The sequence below is a fragment of the Pseudomonas sp. 91RF genome (genome assembly GCF_003576265.1).
GTDB lineage: Bacteria > Pseudomonadota > Gammaproteobacteria > Pseudomonadales > Pseudomonadaceae > Aquipseudomonas > Aquipseudomonas kribbensis.
The window spans coordinates 362,678-378,333 of sequence record NZ_QWFC01000024.1 but is presented as its reverse complement, the minus strand read 5'-3'; the positions used below and the strand labels follow the sequence as shown (position 1 = coordinate 378,333).

General features: G+C 59.8%; 16 protein-coding genes and 1 tRNA gene. 6 read left to right on the top strand and 11 right to left on the bottom strand.

The annotated features are described in order from the left end of the window. Window positions 1–25: 25 nt before the first annotated feature. The 6 genes from gcvH to DXT77_RS12890 all read left to right on the top strand — a co-directional run bounded on the left by gcvH (window position 26) and on the right by DXT77_RS12890 (window position 7,103). The gene (gene gcvH, locus DXT77_RS12915; protein ID WP_119427862.1) at window positions 26–409 is read left to right on the top strand and encodes a glycine cleavage system protein GcvH; all 384 of its coding nucleotides are present in this window, start codon (window positions 26–28) and stop codon (window positions 407–409) included. Between the two features lie 10 nt (window positions 410–419). Continuing rightward, entirely contained in the window at window positions 420–3,272 is a 2,853-nt protein-coding gene (gene gcvP, locus DXT77_RS12910; protein ID WP_119427861.1) for an aminomethyl-transferring glycine dehydrogenase, read from the top strand. A gap of 75 nt (window positions 3,273–3,347) precedes the next feature. Next, complete coding sequence (locus DXT77_RS12905) at window positions 3,348–4,724, top strand: L-serine ammonia-lyase (protein WP_085730271.1); 1,377 nt, start codon at window positions 3,348–3,350, stop codon at window positions 4,722–4,724. Window positions 4,725–4,775: 51 nt separating this feature from the next. Beyond that, window positions 4,776–5,900, top strand: coding sequence for a glycine cleavage system aminomethyltransferase GcvT (gene gcvT / locus DXT77_RS12900; protein ID WP_114885063.1), 1,125 nt, complete (start codon window positions 4,776–4,778; stop codon window positions 5,898–5,900). Between the two features lie 404 nt (window positions 5,901–6,304). Continuing rightward, the gene (locus tag DXT77_RS12895) at window positions 6,305–6,517 is read left to right on the top strand and encodes a cold-shock protein (protein ID WP_007951194.1); all 213 of its coding nucleotides are present in this window, start codon (window positions 6,305–6,307) and stop codon (window positions 6,515–6,517) included. Window positions 6,518–6,614: 97 nt separating this feature from the next. Continuing rightward, a complete protein-coding gene (locus DXT77_RS12890; protein ID WP_085730269.1) occupies window positions 6,615–7,103 on the top strand; it encodes an RDD family protein in 489 nt (162 codons plus the stop codon). Window positions 7,104–7,161: 58 nt separating this feature from the next. Here DXT77_RS12890 and nadA read toward each other — a convergent pair whose 3' ends face one another. The 11 genes from nadA to ybgC form a co-directional block, all read right to left on the bottom strand. After that, a complete protein-coding gene (gene nadA, locus DXT77_RS12885; protein WP_119427860.1) occupies window positions 7,162–8,220 on the bottom strand; it encodes a quinolinate synthase NadA in 1,059 nt (352 codons plus the stop codon). Window positions 8,221–8,490: 270 nt separating this feature from the next. Then, a tRNA-Lys gene (locus DXT77_RS12880) sits at window positions 8,491–8,566 on the bottom strand. A 63-nt stretch (window positions 8,567–8,629) separates the two neighbouring features. Next, entirely contained in the window at window positions 8,630–9,322 is a 693-nt protein-coding gene (gene queC / locus DXT77_RS12875; RefSeq protein ID WP_119427859.1) for a 7-cyano-7-deazaguanine synthase QueC, read from the bottom strand. A gap of 1 nt (window position 9,323) precedes the next feature. Continuing rightward, window positions 9,324–9,971 (bottom strand): 7-carboxy-7-deazaguanine synthase QueE, encoded by a 648-nt coding sequence (queE, locus tag DXT77_RS12870; RefSeq protein ID WP_119427858.1) that lies wholly within the window; start codon window positions 9,969–9,971, stop codon window positions 9,324–9,326. Window positions 9,972–10,136: 165 nt separating this feature from the next. Beyond that, entirely contained in the window at window positions 10,137–10,970 is an 834-nt protein-coding gene (gene ybgF / locus DXT77_RS12865; RefSeq protein WP_114885069.1) for a tol-pal system protein YbgF, read from the bottom strand. A gap of 6 nt (window positions 10,971–10,976) precedes the next feature. Further along, window positions 10,977–11,474: a peptidoglycan-associated lipoprotein Pal gene (gene pal / locus DXT77_RS12860; protein WP_003178634.1), complete on the bottom strand. Its 498-nt coding sequence runs from the start codon at window positions 11,472–11,474 to the stop codon at window positions 10,977–10,979. Window positions 11,475–11,526: 52 nt separating this feature from the next. After that, a complete protein-coding gene (gene tolB, locus DXT77_RS12855; protein ID WP_162803533.1) occupies window positions 11,527–12,807 on the bottom strand; it encodes a Tol-Pal system beta propeller repeat protein TolB in 1,281 nt (426 codons plus the stop codon). A gap of 17 nt (window positions 12,808–12,824) precedes the next feature. Beyond that, window positions 12,825–13,904 carry a cell envelope integrity protein TolA gene (tolA, locus tag DXT77_RS12850; RefSeq protein ID WP_085709625.1) on the bottom strand — a complete coding sequence of 360 codons (1,080 nt, stop codon included), beginning with the start codon at window positions 13,902–13,904 and terminating at the stop codon, window positions 12,825–12,827. After that, complete coding sequence (gene tolR, locus DXT77_RS12845) at window positions 13,904–14,356, bottom strand: protein TolR (protein ID WP_162803534.1); 453 nt, start codon at window positions 14,354–14,356, stop codon at window positions 13,904–13,906. Before tolR ends, tolA begins: the two co-directional genes overlap by 1 nt. Window positions 14,357–14,379: 23 nt before the next feature. Further along, entirely contained in the window at window positions 14,380–15,075 is a 696-nt protein-coding gene (gene tolQ, locus DXT77_RS12840; protein ID WP_007912733.1) for a protein TolQ, read from the bottom strand. Beyond that, entirely contained in the window at window positions 15,065–15,532 is a 468-nt protein-coding gene (ybgC, locus tag DXT77_RS12835) for a tol-pal system-associated acyl-CoA thioesterase (RefSeq protein ID WP_085709624.1), read from the bottom strand. The genes tolQ and ybgC overlap by 11 nt, the downstream gene beginning before the upstream one ends. Between the last annotated feature and the right edge of the window lie 124 nt (window positions 15,533–15,656).

Here is a 15,656-nt window from a genome sequence, read left to right as displayed (position 1 = left end):
ACGAGTCTGGCCCTTAGGAGATTCCATGAGCGAGTTGCGTTTTACTGAAGATCACGAATGGCTGCGCGCCGAAGCCGATGGTTCTGTCACCGTTGGCATCACCGCTTTCGCGCAGAACGCTTTGGGCGATGTGGTCTTCGTGCAACTGCCTGAACTGCAGGCTTACGAGAAAGGCGCCGAAGCCGCCACCGTGGAATCGGTCAAAGCCGCCAGCGGCGTGTACATGCCACTGGATGGTGAAGTGCTGGCAGTGAACCCGGCGCTGGAAGATGCCCCTGAACTGGTCAACGAAGATCCGCTGGGCGAAGGCTGGTTCTTCCGCTTCAAGCCAGCCGACGCTTCCGCCGTCGCCAAGCTGCTGGATCAGGACGCCTACGACCGTCTGATCAAAGCCCAAGCCGAAGCCTGAGGAACCTGACATGACCCAAGTTAATCTCGGCACCGCCAACGAATTCATCGCCCGTCACATCGGCCCGCGCGCCGGTGACGAGCAAGCCATGCTCAACAGCCTCGGCTTCGACTCGCTCGAAGCCCTGAGCGCCAGCGTCATCCCGGAAAGCATCAAGGGCACCAGCGTGCTCGGCCTCGAGGACGGCCTGAGCGAAGCCGATGCCCTGGCAATGATCAAAGGCATCGCCGGCAAGAACCTGCTGTTCAAGACCTACATCGGCCAGGGCTACTACAACTGCCACACGCCGTCGCCGATCCTGCGCAACCTGCTGGAAAACCCGGCCTGGTACACCGCTTATACGCCGTACCAGCCGGAAATTTCCCAGGGCCGTCTCGAAGCGCTGCTGAACTTCCAGACCCTGATCAGCGACCTTACCGGCCTGCCGATCGCCAACGCGTCCCTGCTCGACGAAGCCACCGCCGCTGCCGAAGCCATGACCTTCTGCAAACGCCTGAGCAAGAACAAGGGCAGCCACCAGTTCTTCGCCTCGATCCACAGCCACCCGCAAACCCTCGACGTGCTGCGCACCCGTGCCGAGCCGCTGGGCATTGAAGTGGTGGTCGGCGACGAGCGTGAACTGAGCGACGTGACGCCGTTCTTCGGCGCCCTGCTGCAATATCCGGCGAGCAACGGTGATGTGTTCGACTACCGTGAACTGACCGAGCGCTTCCACGCCGCCAACGCTCTGGTGGCTGTGGCCGCCGACCTGCTGGCCCTGACCCTGCTGACTCCGCCGGGCGAATTCGGCGCCGACGTGGCCATCGGCAGCGCCCAACGTTTCGGCGTACCGCTGGGCTTCGGCGGCCCGCACGCGGCTTACTTCTCCACCAAAGATGCATTCAAGCGCGACATGCCGGGCCGTCTGGTCGGTGTCTCGGTTGACCGCTTCGGCAAACCGGCCCTGCGTCTGGCGATGCAGACCCGCGAGCAACACATCCGCCGCGAGAAGGCCACGTCGAACATCTGCACCGCGCAAGTGCTGCTGGCCAACATCGCCAGCATGTACGCCGTGTATCACGGCCCGAAAGGCCTGACCCAAATTGCCAACCGCGTGCATAACCTGACCGCGATCCTGGCCAAGGGCCTGAGCGCACTGGGCGTGACCGTCGAGCAAACCAGCTTCTTCGACACCCTGACCCTGGCCACCGGCGCGCAAACCGCCGCGCTGCATGACAAGGCCCGCGCCCAACAGATCAACCTGCGGGTGATCGATGCCCAGCGTCTGGGCCTGTCGGTCGACGAAACCACTACCCAGGCCGACATCGAAACCCTGTGGAGCCTGTTCGCCGACGGCAAGGCTTTGCCTGATTTCGCAGCTCTCGCCGCGGCCGTGCAAAGCACCATTCCGGCTGCGCTGGTTCGTCAGTCGCCGATCCTCAGCCACCCGGTGTTCAACCGTTATCACTCGGAAACCGAGCTGATGCGCTACCTGCGCAAACTGGCGGACAAGGACCTGGCGCTGGATCGCACCATGATTCCGCTGGGCTCGTGCACCATGAAGCTCAACGCTGCCAGTGAAATGATCCCGGTGACCTGGGCCGAATTCGGCGCCCTGCACCCGTTCGCCCCGGCCGAGCAAAGCGCCGGTTACCAGCAACTGACTGACGAACTGGAAGCGATGCTCTGCGCCGCCACCGGTTACGACGCGATCTCGCTGCAGCCGAACGCCGGTTCCCAGGGTGAATACGCGGGTCTCTTGGCGATCCGCGCTTATCACCAGAGCCGTGGCGAAGACCGTCGCGACATCTGCCTGATCCCGTCGTCCGCCCACGGCACCAACCCGGCCACCGCCAACATGGCTGGCATGCGCGTGGTCGTGACCGCCTGCGACGCCCGTGGCAACGTGGACATCGAAGACCTGCGCGCCAAGGCCATCGAGCACCGCGAACACCTCGCGGCGCTGATGATCACCTACCCGTCGACCCACGGCGTGTTCGAAGAAGGCATCCGCGAAATCTGCGGCATCATTCACGACAACGGCGGCCAGGTGTACATCGACGGCGCCAACATGAACGCAATGGTCGGTCTCTGCGCACCCGGCAAGTTCGGCGGCGACGTCTCGCACCTGAACCTGCACAAGACTTTCTGCATTCCGCACGGCGGTGGCGGCCCGGGTGTCGGCCCGATCGGCGTGAAATCGCACCTGACTCCGTTCCTGCCGGGCCACGGCCACATGGAACGCAAGGAAGGCGCGGTCTGCGCGGCACCGTTCGGCAGCGCGAGCATTCTGCCGATCACCTGGATGTACATTCGCATGATGGGTGGTGCAGGTCTGAAGCGCGCCTCGCAACTGGCGATCCTCAATGCCAACTACATTTCCCGTCGCCTGGAAGAGCACTACCCGGTGCTGTACACCGGCAGCAACGGTCTGGTGGCGCACGAGTGCATCCTCGATCTGCGTCCATTGAAAGACAGCAGCGGCATCAGCGTCGATGATGTTGCCAAGCGCCTGATCGACTTCGGTTTCCACGCCCCGACCATGTCGTTCCCGGTGGCCGGCACGCTGATGATCGAGCCGACCGAAAGTGAATCCAAGGAAGAGCTGGACCGCTTCTGCGACGCCATGATCCGCATCCGCGAAGAAATCCGCGCGGTGGAAAACGGCACCCTGGACAAGGACGACAACCCGCTGAAGAACGCTCCGCACACCGCTGCAGAGCTGGTTGGCGAGTGGACTCACCCGTACAGCCGCGAGCAAGCGGTGTACCCGGTGGCGTCGTTGATCGAAGGCAAGTACTGGCCGCCGGTCGGTCGCGTCGACAACGTGTTCGGCGACCGCAACCTGGTCTGCGCCTGCCCGTCGATCGAAAGCTACGCTTGACCTGTGAGGGGGCGGGTTCGCCCGCCCCTTTCATGCGTGCCTGATGTGCCTATAACAAGAAACCGGAGAACAACCATGTCGTTAAGCGTGTTCGACCTGTTCAAGATTGGCATCGGCCCCTCCAGTTCTCACACCGTCGGCCCGATGCGCGCAGCCGCGCGCTTCGTCGAAGGCCTGCGCCGGGAAAACCTGTTGTCGGCCACCACCAGCGTCAGGGTCGAGCTGTACGGATCCCTCGGCGCCACCGGCAAGGGTCACGGCAGCGACAAGGCTGTGCTGCTGGGCCTGGAAGGTGAACACCCGGATACCGTGGATACTGAAACCGTCGCCGCACGTCTCACGCAGATTCGTGGCAGCGGGCGTTTGAACCTGCTCGGTGAACACAGCATCGCGTTCAACGAGAAAGAACACCTGGCAATGATCCGCAAGCCGTTGGCCTATCACCCCAACGGCATGATCTTCCGTGCCTTCGATGCGGCGGGATTGCAGATCCGCAGCCGCGAGTACTACTCGGTTGGCGGTGGTTTTGTGGTCGACGAAGATGCGGCCGGTGCCGACCGTATCGTCGAAGACGCCACACCACTGACCTTCCCGTTCAAGAGTGCCAAGGACTTGCTCGGTCACTGCGCCACCTATGGTTTGTCGATCAGTCAGGTGATGCTGACCAACGAAAGCGCCTGGCGCCCGGAAGCGGAAACCCGCGCCGGTCTGCTGAAAATCTGGCAAGTGATGCAGGACTGCGTGGCTGCCGGCTGTCGCAACGAAGGCATCCTGCCGGGTGGCCTCAAGGTCAAACGTAGGGCGGCGGCACTGCACCGGCAACTGTGCAAGAACCCGGAATCGTCGCTGCGCGATCCGTTGTCGGTGCTGGACTGGGTCAACCTCTACGCCCTCGCCGTCAACGAAGAAAACGCCAACGGCGGGCGCGTGGTCACGGCACCGACCAACGGCGCGGCAGGGATCATTCCGGCCGTGTTGCATTACTACATGCGCTTCATTCCCGGCGCCAACGATGACGGCGTGGTGCGCTTTCTACTGACCGCGGCGGCCATCGGCATTCTGTACAAGGAAAACGCCTCGATCTCCGGCGCCGAAGTCGGCTGTCAGGGCGAGGTCGGGGTGGCCTGTTCGATGGCGGCCGGTGCGTTGTGCGAAGTACTCGGCGGCAGCGTGCAACAAGTGGAAAACGCCGCTGAAATCGGCATGGAACACAACCTCGGCCTGACCTGCGATCCGATTGGCGGGCTGGTGCAGGTGCCGTGCATCGAGCGCAATGCCATGGGCTCGGTCAAGGCAATCAACGCCGTGCGCATGGCCATGCGCGGCGACGGGCAGCACTTCGTCTCCCTCGACAAGGTCATCCGCACCATGCGCCAGACCGGCGCCGACATGAAAAGCAAATACAAGGAGACCGCCCGTGGCGGTCTGGCGGTCAACATTATCGAGTGTTAATTAGCCCCCTCTCCCGCCGGGAGAGGGTTGGTGTGAATCAAGGAGTCACGCATGTCCACCGAACAACTGTCGAAAACCCCGCTGCACGCTCTGCACATCGAACTCGGCGCCCGCATGGTACCGTTCGCCGGCTACGACATGCCGGTGCAATACCCGCTGGGCGTGATGAAGGAACATCAACACACCCGTGAGCAGGCCGGGCTGTTCGATGTCTCGCACATGGGCCAGATCCGCCTGACCGGCGCCAATGCCGCCAAAGCCCTGGAAACCCTGGTGCCGGTGGACATCATCGACCTGCCGGTGGGCATGCAGCGCTACGCGATGTTCACCAACGAAACCGGTGGCATCCTCGATGACCTGATGGTCGCCAATCTCGGCAACGACGAACTGTTCCTGGTGGTCAACGCCGCGTGCAAGGATCAGGATCTGGCGCATCTGCAAAAACACATCGGCGATCAGTGCACCATTACCGAGCTGTTCGAAGCCCGCGCCCTGCTCGCACTGCAAGGTCCGGCGGCTGTAACCGTACTGGCACGCCTGGCGCCGGAAGTGGCGAAGATGACCTTCATGCAGTTCGCCCGCGTGACGCTGCTGGGCGTGGATTGCTTCGTCAGCCGTTCGGGCTACACCGGTGAAGACGGTTTCGAAATCTCGGTTCCGGCAGCCGATGCGGAAAAACTCGCCCGCGCTCTGCTGGCCGAACCGGAAGTCGCCGCCATCGGCCTCGGTGCCCGGGACTCGCTGCGTCTGGAGGCCGGCCTGTGCCTGTACGGCCACGACATGAACACCGACACCACGCCAATCGAAGCCAGCCTGTTGTGGGCCATCTCCAAGCCACGCCGTGCCGATGGTGCCCGGGCCGGCGGCTTCCCGGGTGCAGAACAGGTTTTCGGCCAGCAGCAGAACGGTGTCGCACGCAAACGCGTCGGCCTGCTGCCGCAGGAGCGCACGCCGGTCCGTGAAGGTGCTGAAATCGTCAACGAAGCCGGCGACATCATCGGCAGCGTGTGCAGCGGCGGTTTCGGCCCGACCCTGGGCGGGCCATTGGCGATGGGTTACCTCGACAGCGCCTATGTCGCACTGGACACGCCAGTCTGGGCCATCGTTCGTGGGAAAAAGGTGCAAATGCTTGTAAGCAAAATGCCATTCGTTCCACAACGCTACTATCGTGGTTGATTGACTGTTTCTATAAGTAACGCGATTGCGTTATGCGTGCACTAATGTGTAACGCAATCGCCATAAAACAGTGCACTTTCCTTACATTCGATTCGAATATGAACTTGGCTTATAACGTTCGAAAACAATTGAACAAGCTAATCGTATAAGCCCGACTAGTGGACTGACTAACAGCCGGCAAGCACAGGAAAACCGGGGCCTTCACGGGGCTTGTTTTTCCTCCTGTAGTTGGCGTAGAGTTTGTCCACTGTGTTTGCATGGGTCAGCTTGGAATCGTGACCTGGGCAGTAGCCTACAAGTTAGCTACATCCCGTTCGACGTCTTCTTACTCTCCTGCAACCAGCCCCAGTACTCTTTCATGAGGAAGAGACTGTCATCAATTTTTGCGTCAAAGGAAATAAGAAATGTCCACACGTCAGAGCGGTACCGTCAAGTGGTTTAACGACGAGAAAGGTTTTGGTTTTATCACTCCAGAAAGCGGTCCGGATCTGTTCGTGCATTTCCGCGCTATTCAGGGCAACGGCTTCAAGAGCCTGAAAGAAGGCCAGAAAGTGACTTTCGTTGCCGTACAAGGCCAGAAAGGCATGCAGGCTGATGAAGTCATCGCTGAAGCCTGATTTTCTGTAACGAAAAAGCCCCTGATATTGATATCAGGGGCTTTTTTGTGCGCGCGAATCCGTAAAATGGCGCTTCACTTTCCGTCCAGAGGCTGCCATGTCGAAACACCTGCTCCTTCCCCAGGGCGACTTTCCTGCCGTCGGTCTCGGCCGTCGTCTGGCAGCGATGTTCTACGATTTTCTTCTGTGCACCGCTCTGCTGATCGTCACCGGCTTCATCTATAAGCTGATCCAGGCTGCAATCATCGGCGAAGAACGTCTGCGCGCAATGACCGACGCCGGAAAACTGGACGGCGACCCGCTGTACTCCACCGTGCTGCTGCTGGTGCTGTTCGGTTTCTTCGCCAAATTCTGGACTCACGCCGGCCAGACTTTGGGCATGCAGGTCTGGGGCATCCGTGTACAGAACGCCGATGGCACCGCGATCAGCCTGTGGCAGGCGCTGCTGCGGTTCATGGTGTCGATCGCGTCGTGGCTGTGCCTCGGCGTGGGGTTCTTCTGGTCACTGTTCGACAAGCGCAAGCGCGCCTGGCATGACATCTACTCGGACACGCAACTGGTGCGGATCCCGAAGAAAGCCAAATAATCCGGCAGATGCAAAAACGCCCCGATCGAATCGGGGCGTTTTCGTTTGCGGCTCAAAGTCAGGCGTTGCCTGCCAGCTTCATCCGCGCAGCCTGAGTGAAGTCGAGCATGCGCTTGAGCGGGCGGATCGCCTGGGGAATCAGCGCCGGGTCGACGAAGATCTCGTTCGAGCCCTCCTGCAAGCACTTCAGCGTGCGCTCAAGGGTGTTCATGGCCATCCACGGGCAATGTGCACAACTGCGGCACGCCGCGCCGTTACCGGCCGTTGGCGCCTCGATGAAGACCTTGTCCGGGCACAGCTGCTGCATCTTGTAGAAGATGCCACGGTCAGTGGCCACGATCAGGGTCTTGTTCGGCAGCGATTGTGCGGCAGCGATCAACTGGCTGGTGGAACCGACGGCGTCCGCCAGCTCGATCACCGACGTCGGCGACTCCGGGTGCACCAGAATGGCCGCGTCCGGGTACAGCGCCTTCATGTCTTCCAGCTGCTTGGACTTGAACTCTTCGTGAACGATGCAGGCACCGTCCCAGAGCAACATGTCGGCGCCGGTCTGGCGCTGAATGTAGGTGCCCAGGTGCTTGTCAGGGCCCCAGATGATGGTCTCGCCGTTATCCATCAGGCTTTCGACGATCTCCAGTGCGCAACTCGATGTCACCACCCAGTCGGCCCGGGCTTTGACCGCGGCCGAGGTATTGGCGTACACCACAACGGTGCGTTCCGGATGCTGATCGCAGAACGCCGAGAACTCATCCACCGGACAACCCAGATCCAGCGAGCAGGTCGCCTCCAGGGTCGGCATCAGAACACGTTTTTCCGGGTTGAGGATCTTCGCGGTTTCACCCATGAATTTCACCCCGGCAACCACCACGGTCTTGGCCGGGTGGGCGTTGCCGAAGCGGGCCATTTCCAGCGAGTCGGAAACGCAACCACCGGTTTCTTCGGCCAGGGCCTGAATGATCGGATCGCAATAAAAGTGGGCAACCAGCACCGCGTCCTGAGCCTTGAGCTCGGCGGCGATGGCGGAACGGTAATAAGCCTCTTCCTCGGCCGTCAGCGGCTTGGGCTGCTTGGCGTCGAGGTGGGCTTGTACCAGAAGGCGTTCGGAAATCTGCGTCATGTTCGCAAGACCTGCAGGCGCATTCGCGCGAAAGTCGAGTATACACCCGGCTCCGGACCGCTTGAGGGTACCGCCGGGAGAGTGAGTTTTATCAGGCACGGACAGCGTTGAAGCTGCGCAAGGCTACAGAATATCCCGATGATGCAAAAGATGATTCTGACCTGTGTCAGCGCAACGGCTGCCAAAAGGAGTGACGCCGAATCGCAGGCAAAAAAAAACCCGGAAATCCTCACTTTCGTGGGCCTTCCGGATTTTCTAAACCGCCAAATATGGTGGGTCGTGTGGGATTCGAACCTACGACCAATTGGTTAAAAGCCAACTGCTCTACCAACTGAGCTAACGACCCGCTGTGTGGTGGCGCGTATAATACTGATTTTTAAGGACTATTCAACACCTAATTTGAAAAAAATCAAAAATAAGGTGTCGGGTCGCTGATTCCGGCCGCTGCAAAGCCTTCTGCACGCAGTCGGCAGCTGTCGCATTTACCGCAGGCACGGCCATTATCGTCCGCCTGATAGCAGGAAACCGTCAGTCCGTAATCAACACCCAGCTTCACGCCAGCCTGAACGATCTGTGCCTTGCTCAGATTCTGCAGCGGGGCCTGGATGCGGAAACCATTGCCTTCCACACCGGCCTTGGTCGCCAGATTGGCCATACGCTCGAACGACTCGATGAACTCGGGACGGCAGTCCGGGTAGCCGGAGTAATCCACGGCGTTGACGCCGATAAAGATGTCACGGGCGCCGAGTACTTCAGCCCAGCCCAATGCCAGCGACAAGAACACCGTATTGCGCGCCGGCACGTAGGTGACCGGAATGCCCTCGCCCAGTTCTTCAGGGATATCGATGCTGCTGTCGGTCAGGGCCGAACCGCCCATGCCATTCAGGTTCAGGCCAATGACCTTGTGCTCGATCACGCCCAGATCGCGGGCAACGCGAGCAGCGGCATGCAATTCAGCGTGGGAACGCTGACCGTAATCGAAGCTCATGGTGTAGCAGGCGTAGCCTTCAGCACGGGCCATTGCCACCACGGTGGCCGAGTCCAGACCACCCGACAACAGGATGACCGCACGTTTTGCGTTGGTGTTCAGTTGTTCAGTCATCTCAGCGCCCCGGCTCATCATTCCATAGATATTTGTGCAGCTGCAGTTGCAACCGCACTGGCAGGTTATCCGCCACCACCCAGTCCGCCAGATCCCTTGCGTTCAGGTCATGGTGACTTGGAGAAAACAGGACTTCGCCGGCACGCCGATCAAGCCCGTACTGGATCAGCCTGGAAACCGCCCAGTCATAGTCGCCCCGCGAGCAGATGACAAACTTCACCTGATCGTTGGGCGTCAGCAGGTCAATGTTCTCGTAACGGTTACGATGGGCTTCTTTGGAGTCTGGCGTTTTCAGGTCGACCACCCGACTGACCCGCGGATCAACCGCTGAAATGTCGAGGGCGCCGCTGGTTTCCAGCGAGACTTCGTAACCGGCATCGCACAATTGTTTGAGCAAAGGGATGGCATTGGGCTGCGCCAGCGGCTCACCGCCAGTGACACAAACGTAGCGCGGGCGAAACCCGGCCACTTGCTCGAGGATGTCGTCGAGTGTACGAATGGTGCCGCCGCTGAACGCATAGGCACTGTCGCAGTATTGGCAACGCAACGGGCAACCGGTCAGGCGCACAAAAACAGTGGGCAGCCCGGCAGTCCGCGTTTCCCCCTGCAACGAGTAGAAAACTTCGGTGATTCTCAATGTGTCTTGCATAGTCGCCACGGGCGTAACAGCTAAACAGGCTGTCCGCCTCCGTCAGGCACTTCAGGCAACCCCGCCAACGCGCAGATCACCAGAAGCGTGTTTCATAAAAGGGCGTGAATTCTAACGAAAAAACCCGCGACAAGCGCGGGTTTCTTCCAAACGGGTCAAACAGTATTACATGCGCTGCAGATCGCGTTGGGCCAACTGGGCAGCGGAGGTCCCCGGATACTGGGACACAACTTGTTGCAGAATGCCTTTGACCTTGTCGGTGTGACCGAGGCGGCGCTCTACGTCAGCCAGCTTGTACAGCGAATCCGGCACTTTGGCATGCTTGGGATACAGCTGCGAGACCTTGGCAAAAGCCTGACCTGCACCTTGCAGATCGCCTTTGGCCAGGTTCACTTCACCCAACCAGTACTGGGCATTGCCCGCGTACTGGCTGTTCGGGTATTTACGCAGGAATGCGGCGAAAGCCTGGCTGGCCTTGTCGAAATCCTTGGCCTTGATCAGGTCGAAGGCTGCATCGTAATACAGCTTTTCCTTGGCCGGATCAGCCGGTTCGCCACTCGCGGCAGGTGCCTGGGCAGCAGCCCCTGCTCCAGCAGCGGCACCGGCAGCAGCACTTGCATCGCCACCGGCAGAAGAATTCTCGGGAGTCGCGGCAGGTGCAGCACCGGATCCTATGCGCCGATCAAGATCCTGGTATCGCTCCAGGGATTCCTGCTTCATGCGCGCAACCTGATTCTGCAGTTCTTCGATCACGCCCTGCTGGCGCGATATCTGATCCTGCATTTGTTGCAATTGGTTGAACAGCATGCCTTGTGCCGAGGCAGGGGCCGAAGCCGCTCCCCCGGCATAGGCGCCGTTCGTACCGTAACCTGCAGGCGGATAACTGCTCCCGCTATTGTTATAACCGGAGTTGTCATCGACCACAGGAACCGCAGCCCACGCCGCAAGCGGCGCGAGGCTGAGAGCCAGAACAGTTACAGCACGACGGCACGTTCGCATATCGAATTACTTACGCAGTTCGACGCGACGGTTTTGAGCCCAGGACTGCTCGTCGTTGCCGGTAGCAACTGGACGCTCTTCGCCGTAGGAAACCAGTTCCAGCTGAGCTGGGGAAACACCTTGCAGTACCAGGTAGCGCTGAACGGCTTTCGCACGACGCTCGCCCAGTGCCATGTTGTACTCACGAGTACCACGTTCGTCGGTGTTGCCTTCCAGAACAACGCGAGCGCCGTTTGCTTTCAGGTCTTTGGCGTGAACGTCCAGAGCGCGCATGGCTTCTGGCTTCAGGTCCGAGCTGTCGTATTCGAAGTAGAAGGTGGTGATTGCGCGCAGAGCAGCTTCTTCGCTCAGGGAACCGTCAACGGCACCGGTGTTTGCGCCGTAACCAGCGTTTGGATCAACAGCGCCTTCACCGGCGTTGTCGCCGCCTTTGGACGAGCAACCTACAGCTACAGCCATGGCCAGAGCCAGCGCAGCAAATTTACCAAACTTCAGCATTTCCATCGTGAAACTCCTAATGAACCCCAGTGTGTTAAGTAAAACGTGTAGCGCCCGCTCACTTCAGGTAAGGGGACCAGGACGGTTCTCTGACTTCGCCTTGAGCGGTAGGAAGCGGGAGCCTAACGCGTCCATTAATGGACACGAGCATCAAGACTCCCCGGCCCTGTTGGCGGGTGGCGTAGATTACCATGGTGCCGTTGGGCGCAACAGTAGGCGACTCGTCCAGAGTGCTATCAGTGAGGATTTTTACACTTCCGCGCTGCAAATCCTGAGCCGCCACTTTGAAATTGGTGAAACCGTCCTGACGATGGATCATCACCAGGGTCTTTTCATCAGCCGACAGCTTCGGGTTGGCGTTGTAGTTACCCACGAACGTCACACGCTCGGCACCACCGCCATTGGCGCTGGTCTTGTAGATCTGCGGTTTGCCGCCACGGTCGGAAGTGAAGTAGATGGTCGAGCCATCCTTGCCCCAGTACGGTTCGGTGTTGATGCCGGGACCTGCGGTCACACGAGTGATCTGACGCGAACCGAGGTTCATCACGTAGATGTCCGGGTTACCGTCTTTCGACAGCACGAACGCCAGGCGATTGCCATCCGGCGACCAGGCCGGAGCGCCGTTCAGGCCTTCGAAGTTGGTGATCTGCTCGCGGCGACCGGTGTCGATGTTCTGCATGAAGATGCGCGGACGCTTCTGCTCGAACGATACATAGGCAATACGCTTGCCGTCCGGTGCGAAACGCGGCGACAGGATCGGCTCGCGCGATTGCAGCAGAGTCACGGCGCGGGCACCGTCATAGTCCGAACGCTGCAGGGTGTAACGGGTGTTCTTCTCGGAGAAGCGTTCAGCCGTCACGTACAGCAGGCGAGTCGAGAACGCACCGTCGATACCGGTCAGTTTCTGGAACGACTGGTCAGAGATGAAGTGCGCCATGTCCCGAATTTGCTCGGTCGTACCGGAAACACTGCCGTCCGCCACTTTCTGTTCGGTGGCAACGTTGAACAACGCCCACTGAACCTGCAGGCGACCACCGGCCGGCGTGATATTGCCGACCATCATGTACTGGGCACCTACTGCCTTCCAGTCACGGAAGATGATTTCGCTCGGCTGGCTTGGCTGGCTGATCATGTTCTGTTTTGGAATCGGCGAGTAATAACCCGAGTTCCGCAGGTCGTTACCAATGATTTCAGCCATGTCGTCCGGCAGGACGGCACCGCCCTGGAAACCGAACGGTACGACGGCGATCGGGGTCGCCCGATCGCTGCCGCTGGTGACCAGAATGTTCTTTTCATCCGCCATCGCGATCCCTGCCATGCAGCAGATCACGACCAGCATTCCTCGAAGAAGGTTTCTCACAAGGCTAGATCCTCAGGTGTGAATGTCATCTTGAATGAACGATACGGAGCGAAATCGCTCGGCTTCATTCCCTGCATTTCCGTCAAACGTCCAATATTCTTGACCGCCGCCACTGCCGACGCATCGAACGGACCGTCGCCACTGGACTTGGCCACGCTGACCGTAGTCACCGTACCGTCCGGCAACATGCCGATCTGCAGTACAACCGTCATGCCTTTGCGTGCCGAAGGAGGACGTGCCCAACCTTCCGCTGCCCGCGCACGAATCAAGTCATCGAAGCTGCCCGCGGTTTCGTCACCACGCTCATCCGCCAAAGCCTGCTGACGCTCGGTCTTGTCGGACAGCAGGTCGGCCAGAGCCTGGGCCTTCTTGTCCTCGACCGACTTGCGTGCCGCGTCCTGCGCTTTCTTCTTCGCAGCATCGGCAGCAGCTTTCTTCTTGGCTTCATCGGCGACTTTCTTCTTCGCCTCTTCAGCCTCGGCTTTCTTCTTGGCGTCTTCGGCGGCTTTCTTCTTCGCGTCTTCGACGATTTTCTTCTTGGCTTCTTCAGCGGCCTCTTTCTTGGCCTCTTCTTCAGCAGCCTTCTTGGCTTCTTCTTCAGCTTTCTTCTTGGCTATATCAGCCAATTGTTTCTCTTCTGCCTTCTTGGCTTCGGCGGCTTTCTTAGCGTCTTCGGCTTTCTTGGCTTCGTCAGCCTTCTTCGCCTGTTCCGCTTTCTTCGCCTCATCGGCCTTCTTGGCTTCCTCGGCCTTTTGAGCCGCTTCTTCTTTCTTTTGTTCCGCAGCCTTCACCGCTTCCTGCTCGACCTTTTTCTGCTCCATCTGCTCGACTTCGGTCTGGCGCGCGGCGGATTTCTTCGCCTCACCCGCAATCTTCTGATTGGTCTGGGTGGTTGCCTGACTTTTCGATTTCAGCTGGTAAAGGGTCGCCTGGACAATCGGCTTGGCCGGCGGCAGCTCCGGTGTCATGGCGAAACTGACGAACAGCATGCCGAACACCAGCACGTGCAAGCCAATCGCCCAGACACTGGGCCAGAAGTAGCTTTCCGAGGCGGACGGCTCTCGCTGTTGCTGCATCAGGGGGCCTCGGTGATCAAGCCAACATTACCGACCCCGGCTTTCTGCAACCCGCCCATGGCACCCATGACGGAGCCATAATCGACGGACTTGTCGCCACGGATGAAGACCTGGGTGCGCTTGCCGCCTTCAGTGCCGGCGCGGATGATCTTGGTCACCGCGTCGGTCATCTGTGGCAGGGTCATGGCCCGGTCCTGTTGCTTCTCGGTGTCGACTTCGCTGCCAAGGTTCCAGTAGTAGGTCTTGTCAGCCTTGATCGAAATGGTCAGCACCTGGGTGTTGTTGTCCTGCGGCAAGGCTTCGCTGGAAACCTTGGGCAGATCCACTTTCACGCCCTGATTGAGCATCGGCGCAGTCACCATGAAGATGACCAGCAGCACCAGCATCACGTCGATGTAAGGCACTACGTTCATCTCGGCGACCGGCTTGCGCTTGTGTCGGGCTCGAGTGATTAAAGCCATCGGTAAATACCTGCTTATTCTTCGCTGGTGTGCACTTTGCGGTGCAGGATCGCCTGGAATTCATCGGCGAAGGTGTAGTAGCGGCTCAGCAAGGTTTCACTGCGGGCAGAGAAACGGTTGTAAGCGATAACGGCCGGGATCGCGGCGAACAGGCCGATCGCGGTGGCGATCAGGGCTTCGGCGATGCCGGGTGCCACAGTGGCCAGGGTGGCCTGTTGTGCGCTGGCCAGACCACGGAAGGAGTTCATGATCCCCCACACGGTACCGAACAGACCGATGTACGGGCTGACCGAACCGACGGTGGCGAGGAACGGCAGGCTTTGCTCGAGCTTCTCTTCCTCGCGGGAGATGGCTACGCGCATGGCACGGGCCACGCCTTCCATGACCGCTTCAGGGTCGACGCCCGGCTGCTGGCGCAGACGCGAGAATTCCTTGAAACCGGCACGGAAGATCTGCTCGACGCCCGAGTCCGGATCCGGGTTGCTGCCGGCCTGACGGTACAGTTTGGACAGGTCGATACCCGACCAGAAGCGCTCCTCGAAGCTCTCCAGGGCACGTCGACCGGCGCGCAGCAGATTGCTGCGCTGAAAGATCATGATCCATGAGGTCACCGATGCGGCTACCAGGGTCAACATTACCAACTGCACCACGATGCTGGCATTGCTGACCAGGCTCCACATGGAGGAATGGTCGACGACGTTAGCTTCCACGCTTTATCTCCTGCTTCAAGTGTGTACCCGTGCCGACCGCGTCGGCGAAAGCCGCACGCAAGTCTTCGGGAAGGGCCCGGGGTTTCAAACTGTTAGTGCGCACACAGGCCACCAGAAACTGCCCCTCACAGAGCAGCACATTATCCGTTGCCCGCCTGACCTGCTGTCGAAAGCGCAGGCTGGCACGGTTCAATTCGATTACATCAGCGCTTACCAGCAGCTCGTCGTCCAGTCGCGCCGGCGCGTGATAACGCGCTTCGCTGGAGTGCACGACGAACAACAGGTCCTCCCCTGCCAGCGCCGACTGGGCAAAGCCCAGCTCCCGGAGCCGCTCGGTTCGAGCCCGTTCCATAAACTTGAGGTAATTAACGTAATACACGATGCCGCCCGCATCGGTGTCCTCGTAATAAACGCGACAACGATGTGCGAACGGCTCAAGCCCGTTTTGCGCGCGCATACTCTAGTGCTTACTCCTCGGGTTGCCAATCCGGCCAGGCAACTGTTTTTCATAGTTCGAAGGCTTTACCGCAAAAGTACCGTCCTGAGACAGTACAAACGCTGAATAAATCGCCAATAAATGT

Excerpts from the sequence above, each read along its gene's own strand:
- queE (WP_119427858.1), bottom strand. The coding sequence starts at position 9,971 with ATGCAAGACACATTGAGAATCACCGAAGTTTTCTACTCGTTGCAGGGG.
- DXT77_RS12890 (WP_085730269.1), top strand. The coding sequence starts at position 6,615 with ATGTCGAAACACCTGCTCCTTCCCCAGGGCGACTTTCCTGCCGTCGGT.
- tolA (WP_085709625.1), bottom strand. The coding sequence starts at position 13,904 with ATGCAGCAACAGCGAGAGCCGTCCGCCTCGGAAAGCTACTTCTGGCCC.
- DXT77_RS12895 (WP_007951194.1), top strand. The coding sequence starts at position 6,305 with ATGTCCACACGTCAGAGCGGTACCGTCAAGTGGTTTAACGACGAGAAA.
- nadA (WP_119427860.1), bottom strand. The coding sequence starts at position 8,220 with ATGACGCAGATTTCCGAACGCCTTCTGGTACAAGCCCACCTCGACGCC.
- tolB (WP_162803533.1), bottom strand. The coding sequence starts at position 12,807 with ATGCTGGTCGTGATCTGCTGCATGGCAGGGATCGCGATGGCGGATGAA.
- queC (WP_119427859.1), bottom strand. The coding sequence starts at position 9,322 with ATGACTGAACAACTGAACACCAACGCAAAACGTGCGGTCATCCTGTTG.
- DXT77_RS12905 (WP_085730271.1), top strand. The coding sequence starts at position 3,348 with ATGTCGTTAAGCGTGTTCGACCTGTTCAAGATTGGCATCGGCCCCTCC.
- ybgC (WP_085709624.1), bottom strand. The coding sequence starts at position 15,532 with ATGCGCGCGCAAAACGGGCTTGAGCCGTTCGCACATCGTTGTCGCGTT.
- ybgF (WP_114885069.1), bottom strand. The coding sequence starts at position 10,970 with ATGCGAACGTGCCGTCGTGCTGTAACTGTTCTGGCTCTCAGCCTCGCG.
- gcvT (WP_114885063.1), top strand. The coding sequence starts at position 4,776 with ATGTCCACCGAACAACTGTCGAAAACCCCGCTGCACGCTCTGCACATC.
- gcvP (WP_119427861.1), top strand. The coding sequence starts at position 420 with ATGACCCAAGTTAATCTCGGCACCGCCAACGAATTCATCGCCCGTCAC.
- pal (WP_003178634.1), bottom strand. The coding sequence starts at position 11,474 with ATGGAAATGCTGAAGTTTGGTAAATTTGCTGCGCTGGCTCTGGCCATG.
- gcvH (WP_119427862.1), top strand. The coding sequence starts at position 26 with ATGAGCGAGTTGCGTTTTACTGAAGATCACGAATGGCTGCGCGCCGAA.